Raw genomic sequence first — 24,377 nt, forward strand, 5'->3', positions numbered from 1 at the left:
ATATGTTTACTAATAAAACAAAAAAACAGAAATGAACTCCTGTTTTTTACGAATTTAATAAAAAAGAGAAAGTTTATTTTTTAGATTCATTTACGAGTCTTTTCAAGATTGCCCATTGCTTTAGTGCATCACGTGCCTCGACAGCTGGATAACCTAACATGGTTTTTCCGGCTGGAATATCTCCTGTAACACCTGACCCAGCACCTACAATAGCACCATCACCTATAGTGGTATGGTCTTTTATGGAAGCGCTTCCGCCAATAATAACCCCGTTTCCTAATGTGACTGAACCGGCAAGTCCACTATTTCCGGCCATAATACAAAATTTACCTAATTTGCTGTTATGACCTATTTGAACTAAATTATCAATTTTGCAGCCGTCACCCAAAACAGTAGAACTGAATTTTCCTCTGTCAACGCAAGAATTTGCACCTATTTCAACATTATTGCCTATGATTACATTTCCAATTTGTGGAATTTTTACCAAACCTCTTTGAGGATCAGGTCGAAAACCAAAACCATCTGCTCCAATAGTTGCGTTTGGATGTAAAATGCAGTCGTTTCCTATATGACAACGCTCTCTGATTACAGTTCCAGACCAGATAACTGTGTTTTTTCCTATCGTACATTCATCCAGAATGGTCACATTAGGATAAATTGTAGTGTTGTCCCCAATTACAACTTTAGGTCCGATATAACATCCTGCACCAATTCGGACTCCATTACAAATAGTTGCAGTTTCGTCTATTGTTGCGGTGGGATGAATGTTTGTGTGGAATATTGGAGTAGGGGGAGCAAAAAGTTCCAGTACTTGTGACATTGCCAAATCAGCATTTTTAACTTTTATGAAAGCCCTGTTTTCCCCAGGTTCGATAGTTATATCTTCATTAACAACGGCGACGCAAGCCTTAGATGTTGCCCAAAATTTTTCATATTTTTTATTTCCAATAAATGAAATTTCGGAAATATTGGCCATTTCTAATTGTTCAGGAGCTGTAATCTTTTGGGTAGTATTCCCAATAATCTCTCCCTTAAGAATCTCGTTTATTTCTTGAATTGAGTAGGATTTCATTAAATATATATTGAATTTGGTTTAATTTTCATTTCCAAATAAAATCATTTAACGTTGAAATTGCAAATATTTTATTAAAATATCAAGAAACGTCTTCTAGGGGTAATAAAAAATCCCCCTTAAAACCATTATTAATTGAATTTTTAAGGGGATATTATTTAAGGGAATTAATGTATAAATTTTTACAAATCGAAACTGTGAAGGGAGTATTATTCTTCCTTCTGTCCCATCATCATCAAATAGGCTTTCAGGAACTCATCGATTTCTCCATTCATCACGCCGTCAACATTACTAGTTTCGTAACCGGTACGAACATCTTTGACTAACTTATAAGGTTGCATCACGTAATTCCTGATTTGGGATCCCCATTCTATTTTCATTTTCCCAGCTTCAATATCGGCGCGTTGTGCCTGTTTCTTTTTTAACTCAATTTCGTATAATTGAGAGCGTAACATTTGCATGGCGCGTTGTCTATTATCTTGTTGCGAACGCGTTTCGGAACATTGTATTTGAATTCCGGTTGGTTTGTGAAACAATTGCACTTTCGTTTCCACCTTATTAACATTTTGTCCACCTGCACCACTGGATCGCGAAGTGGTTATTTCGATATCAGCAGGATTAATGTCAATTTCGATACTATCATCTACCAATGGATAAACATAAACGGAAGCAAATGAAGTATGACGTTTTGCATTACTATCAAATGGAGAAATACGCACCAATCGATGCACGCCGTTTTCGCCTTTTAAATATCCAAAAGAATAATCGCCTTCAAATTCGAGTGTTACAGTTTTTATACCCGCTGCTTCTCCTTTCTGGAAATTCAGTTCTTTTATTTTAAAGCCGTATTTTTCGCCCCACATCATGTACATTCTCATCAGCATCTCTGCCCAATCACAACTTTCTGTTCCTCCTGCGCCAGCGGTTATTTGTACTACAGCACTTAAAGTATCACCTTCATCAGAAAGCATATTCTTGAATTCGATGGCTTCAATATGAGCTTGAGTAGCGATATAATGTTCGTCTAATTCTTCTCCGGTAAGTTCACCTTCTTTGTAAAAATCGTAAGCGAGTTGCAATTCTTCGGTAATTTCGACCGCTTTATTGTAATCTTCAATCCACTTTTTCTTGTTTCGAAGGTTTTTTACAATTTGTTCCGCTTCTTTTGTATTGTTCCAAAAATCAGGCGCAAAAGTTTTTTCTTCTTCGTTTGAAATCTCAATTAACTTGGCATCAACGTCAAAGATACCTCCTCAACGCACCCAGGCGCTCTACAATACCTTTAATTTGTTCGGTAGTTGTCATAAAATTATATTAATTTGATAGGTCTGTTTTCAATATTTATCAAAAATTCCGTTCTGTACTACAATTAGTTTAGTTTTAACGGAACTAGTTGGAATTAACAAACGGTATTGTGTAAATTTGTGGCACAAAAGTAAAAAAAATTTACGCAGGGACAAGTCGTGACTTCCCCTTATCAAAAATAAAAAATAATATGGAAATAAATTTAGTTAGCGATACAATTACAAAACCTTCACGCGAAATGTTGGTACACATGTTAAATGCTGAAGTAGGTGATGATGTTTACAAACAAGACCCTACCGTTATTGAACTTGAAGCCAAAGTTGCCGAAATGTTTGGAATGGAAGCAGGACTTTTTTTTCCTTCGGGAACGATGGCAAATCAAACGGCAATAAAATTGCATACACAGCCTGGAGAACAATTGATTGCCGACAAATATGCACACGTCTATCATTATGAAGGTGGTGGTGTTTCCTTCAACAGCGGTGTTTCTTGTTGCTTATTAGACGGAAATCGAGGTATGATAACTGCAGAACAAGTGGCTGGAGCTATCAATGATCCGGAATTTTATCACAGTCCATTAACAAGTTTAGTTTGTGTCGAAAATACAACTAATAAAGGCGGCGGCGCTTGTTATGAACTGCAAGATTTACAAGAAATAAAGGCGGTTTGTGATGCCAATAATTTAAAATTTCACATGGATGGCGCCCGAATCTGGAATGCTTTGATAGCCAAAAATCAAGACCCAAAAGCATTTGGGAAATTATTTGATACTATTTCTGTTTGTTTGTCAAAAGGTTTGGGAGCACCAATTGGTTCCGTATTGTTGGGTGATAAAGCGACGATTCACAGAGCGTTACGCATCCGAAAGATTTTAGGTGGCGGAATGCGTCAGGTAGGCTATTTGGCGGCAGCCGGAATATACGCTTTAGATAATAATGTAGAGCGCCTTGCTGAAGACCACCGAAGAGCGAAAGAAATTGGAGAAGTTTTGAAAAAGGTAAGCTGGGTTGCATCAGTTGAACCGGTTGAAACTAATATTTTGATTTTCTCGTTGGTTCCAAATTGTATCGAAAAGAATTTAATTGAATTGTTGAAACAAAAAAATATTTTAATTAGTTCCATGGGTCATGGAAAACTGAGAATCGTTACACATCTTGATTATAAGGAAGTTATGCATACGTATGTTTTGGAAACGCTGCAAAAACTGGTTTAAAAAAAGTTATAAGCTATGAATTATGAGTTTCTCAAATTGTCAAAACTCATAATTCATAACTTATAATTCATAATTACTTAAACAAATTATCCATACCCGGAATCATTGGCATATCCATTTTTGCAACAGCATCAAGTTCTGCCTCATTGGTTTTAGTCGCTTTTTCAATCGCTTTATTCATTACTAAGATCATGTAATCCTCTAGTTGTTCTTTATCTTCTAACAGTGAGTCGTCAATAGTGATTGATTTTATAGTTCTGTTCGCTGTCAGCGTTACTTTCAATAAGCCATCAGTACTTTGTTCGTCAATAAGAACCGTATCCAAGCGTTTTTTTGTGTCTTCTATTTTTTGTTGGGTTTCTTTTAGTTTTCCCATCATTCCCATTAAATCCATGTTTTAATTTTTAAAATTAATTTTATTTACAAAATTACTATATTGCATAGTCATAATCAATAAAATATTCATGAAAAATAAACTCATCCTAAGTTGTCTTTGTGTTATTTTTGCACCATCAATTACTAAAATTAAAGCACAACAAATGTTAAAAAATATTCCTACTCCAATAGCAAAAATAATTCCAAAAACTTTAGAAAAACACAACGAAAAACGTGTTGACAATTATTTCTGGCTGAACGATAGAGAAAAGCCGGATGTCATTGATTATTTGAATCAGGAAAATACCTATTATGACGCCATGACCTCGGATACGAAGGGTTTTCAGAAAGAATTATACGAAGAGATGAAAGCCCGCATCAAGGAAGACGACCAATCAGTTCCTTATTTGTACAATGGCTATTATTATATTACCCGTTTTGAAACTGGAAAAGATTATCCTATTTATTCCAGAAAAAAAGGAAGTCTTGCCGCAAATGAGGAAATTTTATTCAATTGTAATGACTTGGCCCAAGGACAAACCTACTTTCAATTGGGAGGTTTAAGTGTGAGTCCGGATAATAAATTTGCGAGTTTTGGAATCGATACCGTAGGAAGACGTATTTACACGATACAAATCAAAAACTTGGAAACGGGAGAAATTCTTTCGGATAAGATTGAAAATGCTACCGGAAGTTCCGTTTGGGCAAATGATAATAAAACGATTTTTTACACCAGACAAGACAAAGTTACGTTGCGGTCTGATAAAGTGTTTAAACATAAATTAGCCACAGATTCAGCTGCTGATGTATTGGTTTTTAATGAAAAAGACGATACTTTTAACGTTTCAGTGGGTAAAGAAAAATCAAAAAAATACATTGTCATAGGTTCCGGAAGCACATTAACAACCGAGTACAGAATTTTAAATTCAGATAATCCGGATGGAGAATTTGTGGTTTTTCAACCAAGAGTTCGCGGATTGGAATACAGTATTTCTCATTTTGGGAATTCTTTTTATATTTTGACCAATAAGGATAAAGCGACTAACTTTAAGTTGATGAAAACTCCTGAAAACGGTACTGCAAAGGAGAATTGGATAGATGTAATTGCGCATCGAAAAGACGTTTTACTGGAAGATATTGAAATTTTCAGGAACTATTTGGTTGTCGAGGAACGTTCCAATGGTTTGAATCACATTCGCATCATGCCCTGGAGTGGGGAAGGGGAATATTATTTGCCTTTTGGCAGTGAAACCTACAATGCATACACGACTACAAATGTTGATTTTGACACTGATATTTTGCGTTACAGCTATCAATCATTGGCTACACCATCCTCGGTTATTGATTTTAATATGAAAACCAAAGAGAAAGAAATCATGAAAGAGCAACAGGTTCTTGGTGGAAAATTTGATAAAAATAATTACATCGAAGAACGTGTTTGGGCCACTGCAACTGATGGAACCAGAGTGCCAATTTCAATGGTGTACAAAAAAGGATTGAAAAAAGACGGAAATAATCCGGTATTGCTTTACGCGTATGGCTCTTACGGAGTTACGATGGATACGTACTTTTCATCAACACGTCTTTCTATTTTGGACCGTGGCTTTGTTTTTGCAATAGCACACATTCGCGGTGGCGAAGATTTAGGACGACAATGGTATGAAGACGGAAAATTATTGAAAAAGAAAAATACCTTCACTGATTTTATTGATTGTTCCAAGTTTTTAATTCAGGAAAAGTTTACTTCACCAAAGCATTTATATGCTGAAGGCGGTTCAGCAGGGGGTTTGTTGATGGGAGCGGTAGTCAATATGGCACCGGAATTGTACAAGGGAGTGATTGCTCAAGTGCCTTTTGTGGATGTAATAACCACGATGCTTGATGACACTATTCCGCTTACAACTGGAGAATATGATGAGTGGGGAAATCCAAACGAGAAAAAATCGTATGATTATATGTTGTCGTATTCGCCTTATGATAACGTAAAAGCTCAAAATTATCCTAATATGTTTGTTTCCACCGGACTTCATGATTCGCAGGTACAGTACTGGGAACCTGCAAAGTGGGTTGCTAAACTACGAACTTTTAAAAAAAATAATACTGTTTTATACCTAAATACTAACATGGATGCGGGTCACGGTGGTGCTTCCGGTCGATTTGAAGCCCTAAAGGAATTAGCTAAGGAATATAGTTTTTTATTAGATTTAGAAGAAATTAAAAACTAATTACATTTTTTTTGTTAAATTTGTAACTTTCGTGGTCTCATTAAAAATTGCTGCGAATAACTATTTTTTTATGAAAAAAGAAATAACTGCTTGTAATAATGTTTTAGAATTAATAGGTAATACTCCACTTATTAAGCTAAATAAAGTTACTGAAGATTTAAAAGGAAATTTTTATGCTAAAGTAGAAGCTTTTAATCCAGGACATTCCTCAAAAGATAGAATAGCATTATACATAATTGAAGAAGCTGAAAAGAGAGGTGTTTTATCTCCTGGTGATACGATAATTGAAACAACTTCCGGTAATACGGGTTTTAGTTTAGCAATGGTCAGTATCATAAAAGGCTACAACTGCATTCTTGCGGTTAGTTCTAAATCATCTAAAGACAAAATAGACATGCTTCGAAGCTTAGGCGCTAAAGTGTATGTTTGTCCTGCGCACGTATCTGCTGATGATGAACGTTCTTATTATAATGTAGCCAAACGTTTGCACGAAGAAACGAAAGGCTCGATTTATATCAATCAATATTTTAATGAGTTGAATGTGGATGCGCATTATAAATCTACCGGTCCGGAAATTTGGAAACAAACTAATGGTGCAATTACGCACTTAATTGCCTGTAGTGGAACAGGTGGAACCATTTCTGGTACTGCAAAATACTTAAAAGAACAAAATCCAAATATTAGAATTCTTGGAGTGGATGCTTTTGGATCCGTATTGAAGAAATACCATGAGACTAGAGAATTCGATAATGATGAGATTTATCCGTACCGAATTGAAGGCTTGGGTAAAAATTTAATTCCGTCCGCAACTGATTTTGATATCATTGATAAGTTCATGAAAGTGACGGATGAGGAAAGCGCTCATGCTGCAAGAGAAATCACCAGAAAAGAAGGTTTGTTTGTAGGATATACATCAGGAGCAGTAATGCAAGCGTTAAGACAATATGCTGAAGAAGGTGAATTTGACGAAAACAGTAATGTAATTGCAATTTTCCCAGATCATGGTTCTCGTTACATGAGTAAAGTATTTAGCGATGATTGGATGAATGAACAAGGTTTCTTTGATAGCATCAACGAAGAAGAAGTTCAAAAAATTGAAATGATAAAATAAGTTAAAAATTATAGATAAATAAAAAAGTCCCACTTGCTTTTGCGAATGGGACTTTTTTATTGAATATAAAGATAAACACTTTTTAATTTAATCCAATAATTCAGAATTATTAAGTATCAATTCAATTTTTTTAATAGTGATTGTGATCTGACTCATTTGTAATTCTATATTTCTAAAAAAAAGACTAATATCTCTACTGACCCAACTTTCAGAAATAACTCTTGCGCCCAAACTAATTCTTAAAATAGCACTTTCAATTTCAGTAGTATATTTTACATTAACTGCTTGACCAATATGACATTTTTGGGCAGCAAGTCGAATAATTTCTAAGGAAGAACCTTCAAACTGATCGGATAAATCAGAATTTAATAATGTATACAATTTTTTTACTTTATCAACAGTTAAGACCTCATTGTTTTTAAAAATAAAGAAAGGAAAAATTGTACGGATGTTTCTTATTCCAAATTCCTTACTGCTAAAGCTCTTTGTTTTTGTTTCATCACTGTAAATAGGCTGTAAAAATGTGGCCTCTTTTATAGAGTCATCAACAAAATTGCAAAACATCTCAATACCCATATTTCGATATAAAATTGGTGTTTTGTAATACCTGTCCATTTCAACCACGGCAGCATTCCAACGCATGTAAGAACCATAGTTATATCCGTCAGATAATTCATTGGAACAAAACCATGAAGTCGGCCAATCAGAACTATTATAATATTTGTTTAAGCCTTTTGGTAATGTGTTTTTTACAGATTGAATTAATTTATTGACACTTTGAGGTAAAATTAATGCACCGCAGTATGGAGGGCCAGTGAAGAATTTACTCCCCGTTATGGTAACAATATATCCTTTATTTAAATAATTTTGTATGTCTTTTGGATCTAATCTCAACTGTGATCCATCAACAATTATTTGAATTGATAAGTTTTCAAGTCTATTTAATTTTTTTATAAATTCGTCACTAGGAGATTGATACCCTAATTTTGATTGATCCATAGTATGTAATACTACATGCCTGCCTTGATTTTTGGTCCTGATAACGGCATCCAATACTTCCTTATCTAATTGAGCGGAAGTTTTTAATGCGCCATTTTGATCTCTAAAAGGGATTTGTACTAAATCAACATCTCTAAAACCTTCAATTTTTGCATCTTTTTTAATTGGATAATTTAAAGCAGTAGTATTTTCAAAATGACATCCCTTTAAAGCCGCAGCTACACCGCTACCAGTTTCATCAGAGGCCACTAAAATATGTGTGATTTCTTTATCGGAAATAATTTGCGTTATAGCTGCTATTTGAAGTGAAGAATCAGTACCTGATGGTGAAAAAATTATTTCACATTCCTCACTTAATCTGAATATTTTTCTAAGGTTATTTTTTAGTAATTCAGAAAACTCGATAGTAGTATTTTTAAAACCATTTTTCAAGCTATTTCTAATTAATATACTTCTCACTTTATCTGTTTTATCAAAAGCAAAATTAGAAACGCTAGACGCCGTAGATGAAGCAAAAGTAAATGCATCAGGTCTTGGGAATGGACGACATCCGTATTTATTTAGCAAATGAATTTCATCGATATTCAAACGAAGATCTCCTCCAGACATCAACATGTATTCTGTGGGTTTTGCAAGATTTTCGACAATAGCTTTCCAAGATTTTTTGAGTTCAGTGTTCGAATTTTTTAAACCATGAAAAGATTGGAGTTCTTCGTTTATTAATGAAGATTCAGTATTTAAATAGATATCATTTTTAATTAAATTAATTAGAACATAATCAAGATTTTCTAATTTTTCTTTATCATTTTTAGGTAGTAAATTATAAAATATTCGAGTTACTTCAAGAGCTGCAATATCGCATAAAACTACATCTTGTTTTTCGGTATTCAAAGCTTTGTACCATAGCTGCCATTCGATTCCATATCTTAAATAGACTAAAGCTAAAATGGGTTTACTCAAAAAGGATGAACCAATTATAATTGATTTGTTGGGTACAATTTTGAAAATAGTAGGCTCACTAGTTGAGGTGATAATATTGATATTATTTATCTTTGGTACGGTATTAAATCTTTTTAAAACGCGAACTAAATAGTTTACATTTTCTTTTTCAAATAAACTTGTTCTTTTATATTGATTTTCAATCAGGATGTTGTTTGTCATATGTATTATAATTTTATACGTTCCTTGAAACGATATTCTGTATTAGGAATATTTAGCTAATTAACAAAATGTCTTCTATTACAAAATATATTTGTAAAAAATCGTCACAAAAACTAAATTTTTCCTAAGTGTTTTTTGTCTCAAATAATGAAATTTAGTTTGTAATATAATTGTGCTGCCAATAGTTTGATGCATCGCTTGTTTTTATGGCGTTACATTTAGTAAAAGTTAGCAAATATAAGAAACTTGTTAGCAGTAAAAAAGATATCAAAAAATACTCTTTTGCTAAATTTTCTGTTTTTCATCATAGTCCGTTATTTAAGCTGTATTGATATAATAATTTAAAGGTAAAAGCTTATTAAAAAACTGTATTGATATAAATTGATCTATTATAAGAAAACTTGATAGAAAGGGACAGGCAAGAGGGCAAACACATAATTATAAGTAACTATCTACTTTATGTTTAAAATATGCTTTAGGCTGATTTTAAAAAATAACAAAGCAGTTACGCAGCAGAGGATAATTAAAAAAAGAAATAAAAAAGGCTTAATTCTTAATTTATAATTGTGAAACAAAAAAACTCCAGCGAAAGCTAGAGTTTTAAATATAATTTAAATGAAGTCTAAGCTTCTTCCATCGTATGATACACGTTCATTACATCATCATCATCTTCTAATTTTTCAATTAGTTTTTCTACATCAGCCATTTCTGCTTCAGAGAGTTTTTTAGTGATTTGAGGAATTCGTTCAAATCCGGAAGAAAGAATTTCTAATCCTCTATTTTCTAATTCTTTTTGAATGGTTCCAAAACTGCCAAAAGGGGCGTAAATCAATATGCCGTCCTCGTCTTCAAAAACTTCCTCAGCACCAAAATCGATTAATTCTAACTCCAGTTCTTCAGGATCAATTCCGTTTGCTGGAATTCTAAAATTACAGGTGTGGTCAAACATGAATTCAACTGAACCTTGAGTTCCCATCGTACCATTGCATTTATTAAAATAACTCCTGACATTAGCCACCGTTCTGTTGTTATTATCCGTGGCGGTTTCAACCAAGATTGCAATTCCGTGAGGTGCATATCCTTCAAATAAAACTTCTTTATAATTGGCTGTATCTTTATCAGTTGCTTTTTTAATCGCGCGTTCCACATTTTCCTTAGGCATGTTCACGGCCTTAGAGTTCTGGATAACGGCTCTTAATCTTGAGTTGGCATCAGGATTTGGTCCGCCTTCTTTTACGGCCATTACAATATCTTTTCCAATTCTGGTAAATGCTTTGGCCATTGCTGACCAACGTTTCATTTTTCTTCCTTTTCTAAACTCAAACGCTCTTCCCATTTCTATTTCTTATTTTGAACTGCAAAAATACAGTTATTAGTTATTTTTTCAAATATTTTTGTTAATCAATTGGAACGTGTTTTGAAATAAAATTTGTTCCGGTTATATTCCAGTTATTGATAGCGAGGGATCGTTCTGTGTTGAACTTTGTATTTAGTTTATTATACGTTCCTACCTCTTTATTCAGTGTATTTACCAATGCATTGAAATTATCAATTTCTGCTTTTGATCTGGTGTTGGCTTTTTTATCGTCCATTATTTTTTTGCTTTCCTGAAATTTTTGGTTTAGCATAATAAAAGCAACAACTCCAGGTGCGAATTCTGACGCTTCTTTTTTACTGAATTCCAATACTTTTTTAGTAGCATTTACAAGCATTACGTCATTTTTGTAGGCTTTAAATGTTTTTAGTTTATCCAGACCTTCATTAGAATATTGTTCCAGTGCATTGCTGTTTTGTTGAATCGCGTTCAAATTATTTTCAGCAATCGCTTTCATCAATACCGATTCTGTAAAATTTACTTTAAAAAAGATCAGATATAATTGCGTGTGATTTTCGAAAACTTCGTTGGATATTTTCATTTTTTTGCCTAATTCACTTTTATCTTCCCCAATTTGAATCCCATATTTATTGGCAAATATTTTTTGGTTGGCATTCAATTTATCGACTTCTTCATTGATTTTAGCATTGACTAAATCTCTTGCCATAATAAACGCTTCCATAAAGTCATACGATTGTTCAGCAACCTCCTGCATGTTTATTATTTTGTCATATTCCTGATTAATTTGCTTTTCAGAAATTGCTAGATAAGCCAAAAGCTGGTTTTTATATTCCACATCACCTTTATAACCTTCTTTCAAAGCTTCTATTTTTTTAGCCGCGGTTTGTATGCTTTTTACCAATGTTTTTCGAGTAACATCAATTTTTCGGGCATTTTTGCTATGTGCCACAGCCGAGGTGTATTTCCATGTAGTTCGGGAAATAATATCAGTTTCCTTGCTGATATAATTCAAATAATCAACTGGCGTTTTGAATTCCTGAGCATTTGTAATGGTTACAGTTATCAAAAATAAGAGCAAAGTAAAGGTTGATTTCATGTTTTGTGGGTTGGTTTATTTGGTTAAAGTATTATAATCATTAAGTATCGCAATTGCTTCTTCTAAATACGGACTGTTTTTTAAATTCTCAATTTTATACGTATTACTGTCTTGCTGAAAAGTATCAAATTTTAATTTCTCTAAATCATAAGTGGTATTCGAAAGCGTAAAATTACTTTTACTGTCAATTATTTTTTTGACCTTTTCCCAAAGGGTGTCAATTTTATGCACGTCATCAAATACATCTTTGAGAACCAATCGGGTTGGCTTTTTAGGATTGTTGTAAAGTGCATTAATCTGTTGGTTAGCCACATTGATTTCATTAAAACGGATATTTTCTTTTACTCTCGTATGACTTAATGCTGTTAGTTGCGGGAAATAGGTTTTTGGCAAAGGACTAAATCTGGCTTTTGTAATAATAACATCGTTTTTCAGAGCCGTTTTATAACTGACTTCACGAGGATTTATACTGTCAAATAAAACGGGGAGCATAATATCTGGTACTATTCCTTTTATTTGATTGCTGTCACCGGTAATTCTATAAAATTTTTCAATCGTTACTTTCACAAAGTCCTCTTGATTATTTTTATCTAATGGTAATATAGCCTGCATGCTTGCCTTGCCTAATGAGGTGCTTCCGATGATGATACCGCGGTTGTAATCTTGGATAGCCGCCGCAAAAAATTCACTTGCTGAGGCAGAATTACCATTCATTAATAGTACTAAAGGGCCACTGTAAACGCTGCCACGATTGTAATCTTTTAGTATAGTCTGTTGGTCCTTACTGTCTACCAAAACGGATAAAGGACCGATATCTATAAACATTCCGGCTAGTTTAATCGCTTCTTGAATAGAGCCACCACCATTATTTTGAAGATCAATAACTAAACCTTTAATGTTGTCTTTTTGCAGTTTTACAATTTCTTTCGCAACATCATCGGCACAACCCTGAACGGTGTTTCCATCAAAATTCGAATAAAAATTTGGGATATTGATGTAGCCAATTTTCGATTCTTTTTCGGCGATGTAGCTGTAAACGGCATTATCAGTTGCTTTCATTACTTGTTTTCGAAGAAATACGGTAACGATGGCGGCATTTTTTTTCTGAATGGTTAATTCTATGTCAGTATTGGAATCTGAAAAAATCAATTCTCCAATTTTTTCAATAGATGAGCATGAAACAGTGTAAGTGGTTCCTTTTGTATCGGAAACCTTCAGGATGATATCGTTTTTGTCAAATTTATTGGTTTTCGCAGCTGGTCCGCCCGGAACAATTTCCTGTACAATGATTTCTTCTTTGTCATTAAAACCAACGTTCAATCCTAGTGAGAGAGAGCTGGTAGACAAACCCGACATGAAACTGGATTTTGCGGCCAACGAAAAATAATTAGAGTGCGGGTCAAAATAAGTGCAAAAGAGATTCATAAAAGTGTTTTGCAGATCACTTGCGATTCGGTCTTTGGTTTCCAAAATACTGTTTACCTGACACAAATTAGCGTCAAATAGTTTTGTTTTGGTTGTTTTTTCAAGGGCTGAGAAATTTTGATTCAAAGAATCTAAATTAGTGCTTGATTTAGAAATATCTTCCAGAATATCATAGCGGATTCTTTTTTTCCAAACACGTTCTAAATCAGTGGCAACTAAATCAAAAGGAAATTTTTTCTTCGAAAATTTTACAGAATCATTTGAAGTATAATCAAAAGAATCCTTTTGTATTTTCTCTAAAACTTTCTTTTTTCTGTTTAAGGCCAAGGTGTAAACAGCAACAAAATCATTCATAAAAGAACAATTATTTTGCAAAATGTAATTGTCCAGTTGGAGTCTGTGTTCGCGTAGTTTTTTGTATTCAATCTTGGTGAATAAGTTTCGGTTCGAATCCAAAGCATCCAAAAAACCATCAAAGACAAAAACCGATAAACTGTCGTCTATCGGTTTAGGTTGGTAATGTTCGCGTTGTAATAACGCATTTATTTTAGAAAGTGTTTCACAGGTTTTTGCGTCATTTTGACCAAAAAGGGAAAATGTAGTCAGCAAAAATATGAGTGAAAGTTTCTTCATTTATTTTTATTTCTTGTAAAAAGGTAATTTTACCACTTTGGCAGGTATTTCATTTTTACGGATTTTAATAAATATTTCGCTGTCCAAGGCACTGTTTTCTACAGTCACATAACCCATTCCTATTCCTTTATTCAGTGAAGGTGACATCGTTCCCGAAGTTACTATTCCTATTACATTTCCTGATGCATCTACAATTTCGTAATCGTGTCGTGGCACCGCACGTTCCTGCATTTCAAAAGCAACTAGTTTTTTAGAAACTCCTGCTTCTTTTTGTTTTTTCAGGTTTTCTGAATTGGTGAATTCTTTTGTGAACTTGGTAATCCATCCCAAACCAGCTTCAAGTGGAGAAGTGGTGTCGTTGATGTCATTTCCGTACAAACAAAAACCCATTTCCAATCGCAACGTATCACGAGCCGCAAGACCAATTGGTTTGATACCAAAAGCCGCACCTGCTTCAAAAACTTTATTCCAAATTTGCTCCACTTCCGCGTTTTTACAATAAATCTCAAAACCTCCAGATCCTGTATATCCCGTAGCCGAAATGATTACGTTTTCGATACCGGCAAAATCGCCTACTTCAAAATGGTAATATGGAATCGCTGATAAATCTTTTGAGGTCAAGGACTGCATTGCTTCAACCGCTTTTGGTCCTTGAATTGCCAATAATGAATAATCATCCGAAAGGTTTTTCATCTCCACATCCAAATCATTATGAGCCGAAATCCAATCCCAATCCTTGTCAATATTCGATGCATTTACGACTAATAAATATTGCTCCTCTTTCATTTTATAAACCAGCAAATCATCTACAATTCCACCATCATTGTTTGGCAAACAAGAATATTGCGCTTTTCCAATAGTCAAAGTCGAAGCGTCATTTGAAGTCACTTTTTGAATCAAAGCCAATGCATTTGGACCCGTAAGCAGGAATTCACCCATGTGAGAAACGTCAAAAACACCCACGGCATTGCGCACCGTTTCATGTTCCGCATTCACTCCTTCATATAAAATAGGCATGTTGTATCCGGCAAACGGAAGCATTTTTGCTCCCAAATTTTCGTGTATGTGCGTAAGCGCAGTATTTTTCATTGTGTTTTTCTATAAAGTTTGAAGTCGCTAATTTATTGATTTTATTTCGGGTGACAAAGGCGGATTCAAGCAAAGTTTAAAGTTTCAAACGTTTTCGGAATAATTTGTGGTGTAGGATTTATAACCATTTTTTTTAGGAGCTATTTCCTGCTTTTCACTGCAATCTTTTTATTCGCCGAAAAGGCGCATAAAAAGGATTTCCGTTGCAGTCAGGGCTAGGAAATTTCGATTCCATTAACGAATTTTTTTCATATTAAATTCGTAATTTTAAACAAACAAATTTCCATGACGAATTCCATTTACATTGACCAAGAAGAAATCCTGAAACGCTACAAACAGCCAGACAAAAAGACCCATAAAGGAATTCAGGGACACGCTTTGATCATTGGCGGAAGCTACGGCAAAATAGGAGCAGTGAGTTTGTCTTCGAAAGCGTGTTTAAAAACCGGATGCGGATTGGTCACCGTTTTCATTCCAAAATGTGGGTACGATATTTTACAAATCTCAATCCCAGAAGTGATGGTTTTGACGGATATTCAGGAGGAAATGATTTCTAATTTCACTTTTGACTTTACCCCGCAAGCCATAGGAATTGGTCCCGGGTTAGGTCAGGCCGTTGAAACTCAAAATGCGCTGCATCAATTTTTGAAAACGAACACAATTCCTTTAGTTATAGACGCTGATGGATTAAATATAATTTCCAAAAATAAAAAATTATTGGATTTAGTGCAACCCAAAACCGTTATTACACCACACCCCAAAGAACTGGAACGATTGATAGGAAAATGGGATTCCGAAGAGGAGAAAATGAGTAAAGCAATCTCTTTTTCAAAACAACACCAAGTTATAATCGTAATGAAAGGAGCACCAACACGAATCATAGATGGTGAAAGTGTTTATGAAAATACCACCGGAAATGCTGCTCTCGCTACCGCCGGAACGGGTGATGTTTTGACAGGAATGATTACCAGTTTATTAGCGCAATCCTATGAAACTATAGATGCCGCTATTCTTGGCGTTTACCTTCATGGATTAACCGCTGATATTGCGTTGCCCGAAACGGGTTATCAATCGTTTATCGCTTCAGATGTGATTGCAAATATTGGAAAAGCTTTTTTAAGTTTGAAAAAAATGGTGTAAATAACGCTCATAAATGAATTCCATCCCACTTATTTGTAAGTTTGTATCCAAGCAAAATAGCTTTATCCAAATCGATTATGGAAAACATACCTCATCTTAGAACCGTAAATGTTATGCGATACATCACTCCGTTGCGAGAAGGTGGTTCTTTGCCTGCGCTCGCGGAAGCCGATGATGATTTTAAATATGTACTGAAATTCAAAGGTGCCGGACACGGTGTAAAAGCTTTGATTGCCGAATTAATAGGCGGAGAAATTGCTCGTGTTTTAAAATTGAAAATGCCGGAATTGGTTTATGCCAATCTCGATGAAGCTTTTGGACGCAGTGAAGCCGACGAAGAGATTCAAGATTTGCTTCAAGGGAGTCAAGGCCTTAATCTGGCATTACATTATTTATCGGGAGCCATAAATTTTGATCCTGTTGTCACTTTGGTTGACTCAAAACTAGCTTCTCAAATTGTTTGGTTGGATGCTTTTATTACAAATGTGGACAGAACGTTTAGAAACACCAATATGTTAATTTGGCACAAAGAATTATGGCTGATCGATCACGGTGCCAGTCTTTATTTTCATCATTCGTGGACCAATTGGGAAAAGCATGCGCAAAGTCCTTTTGCACTGATAAAAGACCATGTATTATTACCTCAGGCTTGCTTGCTGCCGGAAACGGATACAATATTCAAAAAAATATTAACTCACGATGTACTGCAAAGTATTGTAAATCTGATTCCAGAAGTATGGCTGAATTGGGAAGACAGCGATGAAACTCCTGAAGCGATACGGGAAGTCTATTTTCAGTTTTTATCCACACGTTTAAACCATTCAGAAATTTTTATAAACGAAGCACAAAATGCAAGAGCAACACTTATATGAGTACGCCGTACTCCGGGTTGTGCCAAGGGTAGAACGCGAAGAATTCCTTAATGTGGGTATTATTCTTTTTTGTAAAAAAGCAAAATTCATTAAGGTGCTGTATTCTGTAAATGAAGCGAAACTCCAGCTTTTTGCAGATGATATGGATGTCGAACAACTACATTTAAATGTAAAGGCATTTGCGAAAGTGGCACATGGCGAAAAATCAGGTGGACCAATAGGGCAATTTGATATTCCATCGCGTTTTCGTTGGTTGACCGCAATCCGAAGTTCAGCCATTCAAACCTCAAGACCACATTCGGGTTTGTGTAATGATTTGGAACAAACAACACAACGCTTGCTTGAAGAAATGGTATTGTAAATAAATTTTAAAACTGTTGGAAAGTCAATTCATAATTAAAATACTTTTTTGCTGTCAACAATAGAATAGAGAGGGTATGACTGTCCGCAAAACGTATTAACCATTTTTTGCCACGGATTCACTGATTTTAAATTGGATAATATCAATTTTTTTTTACCAAAAATCTATTTTTAATCTGTGAATCTGTGGCTAATTTTTTAAAAACGTTGATGCGTGATTTACTAGGAATAAGTCTACGACAATAGTATAAAAAAATTAAGGAAGGCTGTTCAGGTGACGCGCAAGATGCATCCCCATACTAAAACAAGCTTGCAAGAGATAGCCGCCGGTAGGTGCATCCCAGTCGAGCATTTCACCAATGCAATAATTACTTTTTTTATCTTTTAGTTGAAAATTTTCGTCCACAGCATTCAGTTGGATGCCTCCTGTTGTTGATATCGCATCGTTTAATAGGCCAGAACCGGTGATTTCGATACTCATTTTTTTAATATTTTGAGCGAGCAGTGCTGGATTTAAGTAGGTTTCTTTCGAAAGGTATTTTTTCAAAAGCCCAATCTGCGCAGGACTCAATTTAATTTCTTTTTGCAGTGTTTCGCTCGTCTTTTTGAAAGTCGATTTTTTAATTTTTTGAAGCAAATCATCAGAACGCAAAGTTGGTTTCATATCCAAGAAAACAATCGCCTTTTGTTGGCTTTGCAGTTCTTCCCGAATTTGTGGACTAAGCGCATAAATGGCATTACCTTCTAAACCAAAACGGGTAATAACCGCTTCCCCTTTTTGCCTTTTGTTTGAGCAGCTAATAGCAATATTTTTTAGTGGACTGCCTTCATGTTCTAAAATAAAATCTTCCGACCAGTCCACACGATACGCACAATTCGAAGATTGAAACGGAACGATAGCAATATCTTGCTGTTCGAATAAATCTAGCCAAGTGCCATCAGAACCGGTGATCTTCCAGCTACCACCTCCTAAGGCAAAAATGGTATAGTCCGATTTTATTTCTGTAGTAGCATTAAAAACAAGGTCATCGTTGCTCGTCCAGCCGGTCCAAGTGTGTTGGTACTGAATAGCAACACCTTGCTTTTCGAGAACGTCCAGGATGGCGTTCAGTACAGTTATGGGTTTGATACCACGTTCAGGATACACCCGTTTGCTACTGCCGATGTAGGTTGGAATACCGATGGTATCAATCCAATCCCGAAAATTGTCGTTGTCAAAATCAAGGAGTGCTTTTTTCAAAAAATGGGGTGGTGTATAGCGCGCAATCAATTCTGCAATGGGTTCCGAGTGGGTGAGGTTGAAACCTCCTTTTCCGGCCACCAGAAATTTTCGGCCTAATGTTTTATTTTTTTCGTAAACTGTAACCTTGAATTTTTCACAATCCAATAATGCTGCAAGTATAAGCGCTGCGGGTCCTCCTCCAATGATTGAAACTGATTTTTTCACGCCACAAAAATAGGTTTTTTTACCTATAACCCCTGATATTGGATTTTATATTAGAGTTTGGGCGAAATCCCAAAGCAGAAAATTCCATTTTGCATTCCAGTATCTGCAGCTTTGGGGTCTGTGCTTCAATGTCATTATGTTAAGAGATTTTATAGTTTATCCTTCTGATTTATAAATACAGCTGGTCTTATTCGCGTATTATATTTACTAACTTCACGTCTATTGTTGAGATTTAACTGAATTGGTGCGATTCTGAAGAAATAGATTTTCTAATACTTTGAATACTTTTTACAAAGAGATTCTTTAAAAATCACTGGGGTTTTGGCGAGGCAAGAGGAAAATTACAAGCGGATAGTTTAAGGAAAACAAGTGAAGAAACAATGGCGAAATAGGTTTTAGGCAATGATGAAATTAAGAATATCAGTTCTTCCGAATTGAAGAAAGACGATGTTTTTATCTTTAAAGCCGGTAATTTAATAACCACAGATAGTGAAATCATTGTAGGTTTAGCGACTATTGATGAAAGCACCATTACCGTTGAAAGTGTTTCTGTTATTCGGGAATCAGGATGCGATAAATCTTTTGTAACCGACGCAGCTGCAGTGTGATTGGACAAAATTAAACTTAAAGTGAATAATGAATCAGGCGAAAGTTTTCTGTTTATAAAGATTACTTTGGCCGAAGGAGCAATTCGTCAAAAAACGCGTAACGAAATTGCATTAACCATTCTTTTGGCAATATTTACACTATTATTAATCCGTTTTTTGTAATTATTTAATGAAAAATAATTACAAAAAACGGATAACAACTAGTACAATAATTTTAATTCTATAATATGAAATCTAATTAGATTACTTATTATGTTATAATTTACTTTTCTTCAAAGCCTCGATTAATTCCACCAAATCGACTACACCGTAAGTAGACATATAATCTGAGACTGCATAAGGTAAGATAAGGCTGTTGTTGTGAATAATCGAACCGCATGAATACACTACGTTAGGTACATATCCTTCCCGTTCATCCTCCAGCGGTGAGAGTAGGGGCTCACTAAGTCTCCCAATTTCCTTCGAAGGATCATCAAGATCAAACAGCGAAGCACCTATGCAATATCGTCTCATGGCACCTACACCATGAGTAATCACCAGCCAGCCTTCATCAGTCCAAAGTGGCGATCCACAATTTCCAATTTGTGTATATTCCCATGGATAACGCGGTTCCTGGATCATAACGGGATTATCCCATTGGGTAGGTCTATCGGAATACATAAGGTAATTGTTTACACCATCAACTCTAGATAGCATAGCATACTTGCCCTTGATTTTTCTAGGAAATACTGCGAGGTTTTTATTTTGAGCACCAGCTCCATGCAAAGGCATTACACGGAACGTATAAAAGTCTTCAGTAGAAATCAGTTTCGGAAGAATTACATGACCATTATAAGCGGTATAAGTAGCTATTACTTTTTCGGATTTATCATCATCCACAAAGCGAACAAAACGGGCATCTTCAATACCGCGGCTTTCAGAATCTGATATTGGAAATATAACACGTTCGGTGATGTCAGAATCGTGTTTAAAATGCAAATCATAAAATGAATCCGCCAACCAGATCACTTCTTCCAGAGCGGTTTTCCTATCAAGGCTTATTGTTTGATCGCTTAAGGCTTTATTTACAATATTTTTTAAAGCGTAATACTCAAATTCATCCGGTAGGTCTTGCATAATACAAGTTGAATATTTGTCCTGAGTATGCATTTCTGTCAATTTCTGTATAAATCGTTTTTTGTTATATAATGATTTGTGTATAATTTCAGCTTTATCAATGTTATCACCAATTTTTACCATTTGGAGATCGTTATTCTTATCGAGGATTCCCCTCCTAAAAACGATTGATGAGATGTGACCTTCACCAGTGGCACGGAAAGAAATGATGACTCGTTTCTCTCCCTCTTCAAGGTTTGACTGATCGAAATCTTCCACAATAGAAGGGTTGAAAAAGGCTGCGGATTCTATGGCATACTCCATGGTACAGTACGAACCGATGAGCATTTTTCGTTCAGCTGATAGGCTATCATAGTTGATTTGCATCCCTTCAATTATTCCTCTAATTTTTTCGCAATGCTTATAAAATGTATTTGAAATATTCCTGTGACGTCTGGCAAAATCACGAAGTGTATGTTCCAAGGTCTCTCTAACTTGTTTTTCGTTTAATATCATGATGTGACTCACCATTTTTTGAGTCCGTTGATCGCCATTCATAAAATAGCGGGCAACAACCCTACTGCAATCAGGGATAAATTTTACATTTTTTCGTATGACATGAACTCGCATAGATTTATTTTTAAATTTAATTAAATAAGTACGCTTTTTTATGAAGTGATAAAAAGTCGTTTCAGTATTCTAAAGAGCTTTAGCATCAATATATAAAAACCATAAGTAATTGTGCTGCTTTCTACTTGCAATAAGCAATCCAAAGTTCATATTGAACATTTCTTTTATCAAACGTTAGATTGTTTTGTGCATTTAAAGTGATTCAAAATAAAAAAATAGTATTAAAATTTATTCTGTAAAAATTCGATTTTAAAATTTTATCTGATTTTATGTTAATTTTTTTGGTCCTAAGGATAAATATAACGTAAGCTTTTGTTTTCTTTCCAAAATGTTTTTAATAAGTTAATGTGTTTTAAAAAAAGCATCGAGCCCAGCACTTTACAAAATTGCTCTTACCGGCTCCTAAGACTTTAATCCTCAATTTTTTTTACTACGGGAATATCTTCGATTTTTTCAAAACGTTTTAAAAGCTCTCTTTTAACGTCATTTAGTTCGGTCTCCATATTTATCAAATCGAAATACAGTTTTTCTGTTTTTCTTTGTTTATACCAATTCCAGTATCCTGAATTTCCACAATAATTTTATCATTTTTCCTCTTAGTTGTAATGGTTATTTTTCCGATGGGACGTGAATATTTAATAGTATTTGAAACAATGTTTTGTAGTATCGAGAGCAACATTTTTCCATCGGCAAAAACGCATTTATTTTCTTCGATTTCGTGATGAAGACTAATTGTGTTTAGAAGTGCGTATTTTTTTAATATTTCAAAAACGGTATTCACATAATGTACCAACTCAAATTAGGAGGGAGAAAATACGTCTAACGCGCATTTTACTCTTACCCATTCCACCAGATAGTATAACATATTTAATTCCTCTTATGAGGATTCGTAAATCAGATTAAGCTTTTCTTTTCTAACAGAAATCCCCATTTTTTCAGAATTAGACTTCAGATACTCCGTCATTCCGACAATTCCTGCGAGAGGGCTTCTTAAATGATGGGAAAATATAGCCATTAAACTGTCTTCTTGCGCGACAAGTTCTGCAAGATTTTTTGCATCAGCTTTGGCAATGAATCCTCCTGTTATACTATTATCAATAGCCGAAAGGCGCGTTACAGATTTTGGAAATTTAATTTCCGTTAATTTGTTACCTTTTTGCATGAGATTTATATTTTTAATTAAAAAATGTTCAGATGACATTTATGTCAAATAAATACTTTTAAAGTTAAAGATTTTTAATCATATATAATGTTTATAATTGAGAAATAAATATTATAATTATTTTATAGTGAGTGATTAGTATTTTTTTTGATTTAAAAAAAATGTTGAATTTTAAAAACTAAACCTTCTAAGATACAAACTTGAGATAAGGCTTTTGGACGAAAAAATTAAATAGAAGGACTTAATACTAAAAAGAATACTTCTGGAAATTTAAATAATTTATGATCATTGGTGGAAAGGGAAGAATAATGAGAAATAATGTTTCCATTTGTAGAAGAAAGATCCGACTAATTAATTTAACAATTCTAAAGCTAATCCAAATTCCAGATTCCCATTTTTAAAGTCTTATCAAATAATCATTTTTTAGAGATTGTATAAAATTATTTTAATTCTTAGAAACCTTGTCAGTCAGCGCTGCAATATCGTGTAAAAGATTTGTAAAGCAGTTTGACATGTATAATTCCAATCGAATAATTAAGGAAAGTTTTAAATTAATGCGATTATTGACAGGAAATTGAGGCAGCTTAATTTTAGTGGGGGTGGATCCCTGTTTAATGATTAATTTATCTATTTGACGCTTTATTTAAATAAAATTGACAGGTACAAACTTTTATTATTTATCTTAAATTTATTTTAAATACTTGTTAATGAGTTATTTATGTTTTATCTTTATGGTGGTAAAATTTTATAAAATGCTATTTCGTAATAATTAAGGAACCTTAGTAAAAGAGAAATTATATTCCATAAAAGCTATTTCCGAGTATGTATATAGAAAAATGAGATATAAGTCTATGTTATTTTTTAATCTTATTCAAAGTAATTTTTACATTAATCTTTTAAAATCAATTAAAATGAAAAAAGTAATTTTTATAAGTGTGGCACTTTGCTTTTCAATGTGTTTGTTCGCCCAAACAGATTTAACGAACAAAAAAATGCAGCACATTGATGATAAAAAACGTCAGATGACCAGAGAAGGGAATTATCAAACAGCTAGTAAGTCGTTTCCCGATGGCGTAATGATGAAAAATGGAAAGTTGATGATGGTCAAAAACGGAAAAAAGACCTTAATGGATCACGAAATGTCTATGAATAACGGGACGAAAGTGCTGTCAAACGGAATGATAATGAAAAAGGACGGTACAAAGATGATGATGAAAGAAGGACAATACATGAATATGGCTGGTAATCTCAGAGATCCTGAAACAAAAAAGGTTATTACCAAAAAAACCACTACTAAGGAAACTAATAACAATAAAAAGAAAGATATGTATTTGATGCAAAATGAAAAAATTAAAAAAGATAGTTTGAAATAATCAACGTAACAAAGTAATTAATAATTCTAATCTTAAATAAAGCAACAATGGAAACGGAAGAAAATCAAAACCAGCCAGAACAAACTAAAGCGGAAAAAAAAATGCTAACAGGAATGTTCGCTGATCGCGAAAGTGCGGAGAATGCCTATAACTCCCTATATGAAAGAGGGTACAGCAAGGATGATATAAATTTAATAATGTCAGATGAAACCCGTAAAAAACATTTTTCGCAAGATGTAGAAGAAACAGAAATAGGTACAAAAGCAGCTGAAGGTGCAGGAAAAGGTTCTGCAATTGGGGGAACTGTAGGTGCAATTGTAGGTGTTGTTGCGGCGTTAGGAACGAGCTTGGTCATACCGGGTCTTGGTTTGCTGGTAGCTGGTCCTTTAGCTGCAGGACTTGCAGGGGCTGGGGCAGGTGGTATCGCAGGTGGAGTAATAGGGGCCTTAGTGGGTTCTGGAATTCCGGAAGAACGAGCGAAAATATATGAATCCGGGGTAAAAGATGGGCGCATTGTGATGGGTGTTCATCCGAGAAACGATGAAGATGCGAATGACATTGAAAACTCATGGCGCGAAAACAAGGGAGAAGAAATATACCGCTAGTATAAAGGGTTTACAAGGGTTGGCATTTTTAAATGTCAACCTTTT

Annotated in this window: 21 protein-coding genes and 1 pseudogene; 10 read left to right on the forward strand and 12 right to left on the reverse strand. The window is 34.5% G+C overall.

All coding sequences use genetic code 11. The annotated features are described in order from the left end of the window. Positions 1–73 precede the first annotated feature (73 nt). Both lpxD and prfB read right to left on the reverse strand, forming a co-directional pair. Positions 74–1,072: a UDP-3-O-(3-hydroxymyristoyl)glucosamine N-acyltransferase gene (lpxD, locus tag BMZ76_RS09975; protein WP_091205592.1), complete on the reverse strand. Its 999-nt coding sequence runs from the start codon at positions 1,070–1,072 to the stop codon at positions 74–76. Between the two features lie 209 nt (positions 1,073–1,281). Next, positions 1,282–2,377 (reverse strand): peptide chain release factor 2 gene (gene prfB, locus BMZ76_RS09980; protein WP_143071077.1). Its coding sequence is split into 2 segments (ribosomal slippage): positions 1,282–2,313 and positions 2,315–2,377, totalling 1,095 coding nucleotides; the frame shifts between segments, so codons are not numbered across the junction. A 190-nt stretch (positions 2,378–2,567) separates the two neighbouring features. Here prfB and BMZ76_RS09985 point away from each other — a divergent pair. After that, a complete protein-coding gene (locus tag BMZ76_RS09985) occupies positions 2,568–3,590 on the forward strand; it encodes a threonine aldolase family protein (protein WP_091205598.1) in 1,023 nt (340 codons plus the stop codon). Between the two features lie 73 nt (positions 3,591–3,663). On the opposite strand, the gene BMZ76_RS09990 is transcribed toward BMZ76_RS09985, so the two are convergent. Beyond that, the gene (locus BMZ76_RS09990) at positions 3,664–3,984 is read right to left on the reverse strand and encodes a YbaB/EbfC family nucleoid-associated protein (protein ID WP_091205600.1); all 321 of its coding nucleotides are present in this window, start codon (positions 3,982–3,984) and stop codon (positions 3,664–3,666) included. Positions 3,985–4,054: 70 nt separating this feature from the next. Here BMZ76_RS09990 and BMZ76_RS09995 point away from each other — a divergent pair, with 70 nt between their 5' ends. Further along, positions 4,055–6,190 carry a S9 family peptidase gene (locus BMZ76_RS09995; RefSeq protein WP_208857656.1) on the forward strand — a complete coding sequence of 712 codons (2,136 nt, stop codon included), beginning with the start codon at positions 4,055–4,057 and terminating at the stop codon, positions 6,188–6,190. A 70-nt stretch (positions 6,191–6,260) separates the two neighbouring features. Beyond that, on the forward strand, positions 6,261–7,301 hold the full coding sequence (locus BMZ76_RS10000) for a cysteate synthase (protein WP_091205604.1): 1,041 nt from the start codon (positions 6,261–6,263) through the stop codon (positions 7,299–7,301). 87 nt (positions 7,302–7,388) lie between these two features. On the opposite strand, the gene BMZ76_RS10005 is transcribed toward BMZ76_RS10000, so the two are convergent. The 5 genes from BMZ76_RS10005 to gcvT all read right to left on the reverse strand — a co-directional run bounded on the left by BMZ76_RS10005 (position 7,389) and on the right by gcvT (position 15,040). Then, a complete protein-coding gene (locus BMZ76_RS10005; protein ID WP_091205606.1) occupies positions 7,389–9,461 on the reverse strand; it encodes a hypothetical protein in 2,073 nt (690 codons plus the stop codon). A gap of 622 nt (positions 9,462–10,083) precedes the next feature. After that, the gene (locus BMZ76_RS10010) at positions 10,084–10,797 is read right to left on the reverse strand and encodes a YebC/PmpR family DNA-binding transcriptional regulator (RefSeq protein WP_091205608.1); all 714 of its coding nucleotides are present in this window, start codon (positions 10,795–10,797) and stop codon (positions 10,084–10,086) included. Positions 10,798–10,858: 61 nt separating this feature from the next. Beyond that, entirely contained in the window at positions 10,859–11,893 is a 1,035-nt protein-coding gene (locus tag BMZ76_RS10015; protein WP_091205611.1) for an LIC11966 family surface protein, read from the reverse strand. Positions 11,894–11,908: 15 nt separating this feature from the next. Then, positions 11,909–13,951, reverse strand: a complete 2,043-nt coding sequence (locus BMZ76_RS10020) for a carboxy terminal-processing peptidase (RefSeq protein ID WP_091205613.1) — start codon at positions 13,949–13,951, stop codon at positions 11,909–11,911. Positions 13,952–13,957: 6 nt separating this feature from the next. After that, the gene (gene gcvT / locus BMZ76_RS10025; protein ID WP_091205615.1) at positions 13,958–15,040 is read right to left on the reverse strand and encodes a glycine cleavage system aminomethyltransferase GcvT; all 1,083 of its coding nucleotides are present in this window, start codon (positions 15,038–15,040) and stop codon (positions 13,958–13,960) included. Positions 15,041–15,325: 285 nt separating this feature from the next. Between gcvT and BMZ76_RS10030 the strand changes: the two genes are divergently transcribed. From BMZ76_RS10030 to BMZ76_RS10040, 3 genes are all read left to right on the forward strand, one after another. Then, positions 15,326–16,180, forward strand: a complete 855-nt coding sequence (locus tag BMZ76_RS10030; protein WP_091205617.1) for an NAD(P)H-hydrate dehydratase — start codon at positions 15,326–15,328, stop codon at positions 16,178–16,180. 77 nt (positions 16,181–16,257) lie between these two features. Continuing rightward, positions 16,258–17,052 carry a HipA family kinase gene (locus BMZ76_RS10035; RefSeq protein WP_091205620.1) on the forward strand — a complete coding sequence of 265 codons (795 nt, stop codon included), beginning with the start codon at positions 16,258–16,260 and terminating at the stop codon, positions 17,050–17,052. Continuing rightward, the gene (locus BMZ76_RS10040) at positions 17,030–17,413 is read left to right on the forward strand and encodes a DUF3037 domain-containing protein (RefSeq protein WP_091205623.1); all 384 of its coding nucleotides are present in this window, start codon (positions 17,030–17,032) and stop codon (positions 17,411–17,413) included. The genes BMZ76_RS10035 and BMZ76_RS10040 overlap by 23 nt, the downstream gene beginning before the upstream one ends. A gap of 255 nt (positions 17,414–17,668) precedes the next feature. Here BMZ76_RS10040 and BMZ76_RS10045 read toward each other — a convergent pair whose 3' ends face one another. Further along, positions 17,669–18,859 carry a BaiN/RdsA family NAD(P)/FAD-dependent oxidoreductase gene (locus tag BMZ76_RS10045; protein WP_091205626.1) on the reverse strand — a complete coding sequence of 397 codons (1,191 nt, stop codon included), beginning with the start codon at positions 18,857–18,859 and terminating at the stop codon, positions 17,669–17,671. Positions 18,860–19,263: 404 nt separating this feature from the next. Here BMZ76_RS10045 and BMZ76_RS16470 point away from each other — a divergent pair. Both BMZ76_RS16470 and BMZ76_RS16475 read left to right on the forward strand, forming a co-directional pair. Next, positions 19,264–19,467 (forward strand): annotated as a pseudogene (locus tag BMZ76_RS16470) (P-type ATPase); the annotation flags it as partial. Positions 19,468–19,488: 21 nt separating this feature from the next. After that, positions 19,489–19,629 (forward strand): hypothetical protein, encoded by a 141-nt coding sequence (locus BMZ76_RS16475; RefSeq protein ID WP_396230404.1) that lies wholly within the window; start codon positions 19,489–19,491, stop codon positions 19,627–19,629. A 93-nt stretch (positions 19,630–19,722) separates the two neighbouring features. On the opposite strand, the gene BMZ76_RS10055 is transcribed toward BMZ76_RS16475, so the two are convergent. The 3 genes from BMZ76_RS10055 to BMZ76_RS10065 all read right to left on the reverse strand — a co-directional run bounded on the left by BMZ76_RS10055 (position 19,723) and on the right by BMZ76_RS10065 (position 22,354). Then, positions 19,723–21,192 carry a glycoside hydrolase family 130 protein gene (locus BMZ76_RS10055; RefSeq protein ID WP_091205628.1) on the reverse strand — a complete coding sequence of 490 codons (1,470 nt, stop codon included), beginning with the start codon at positions 21,190–21,192 and terminating at the stop codon, positions 19,723–19,725. A gap of 508 nt (positions 21,193–21,700) precedes the next feature. Then, positions 21,701–21,871, reverse strand: coding sequence for an ATP-binding protein (locus tag BMZ76_RS16480; RefSeq protein WP_396230406.1), 171 nt, complete (start codon positions 21,869–21,871; stop codon positions 21,701–21,703). Positions 21,872–22,069: 198 nt separating this feature from the next. Continuing rightward, on the reverse strand, positions 22,070–22,354 hold the full coding sequence (locus BMZ76_RS10065; protein WP_143071078.1) for a histidine kinase: 285 nt from the start codon (positions 22,352–22,354) through the stop codon (positions 22,070–22,072). Positions 22,355–23,265: 911 nt separating this feature from the next. Here BMZ76_RS10065 and BMZ76_RS10070 point away from each other — a divergent pair. Continuing rightward, a complete protein-coding gene (locus BMZ76_RS10070) occupies positions 23,266–23,727 on the forward strand; it encodes a DUF6799 domain-containing protein (RefSeq protein WP_091205635.1) in 462 nt (153 codons plus the stop codon). 47 nt (positions 23,728–23,774) lie between these two features. Continuing rightward, positions 23,775–24,332, forward strand: a complete 558-nt coding sequence (locus BMZ76_RS10075; protein WP_091205637.1) for a DUF456 domain-containing protein — start codon at positions 23,775–23,777, stop codon at positions 24,330–24,332. The last annotated feature ends 45 nt before the right edge of the window (positions 24,333–24,377 follow it).

Origin of the sequence: Flavobacterium xueshanense (genome assembly GCF_900112975.1) — a bacterium.
Lineage (GTDB): Bacteria > Bacteroidota > Bacteroidia > Flavobacteriales > Flavobacteriaceae > Flavobacterium > Flavobacterium xueshanense.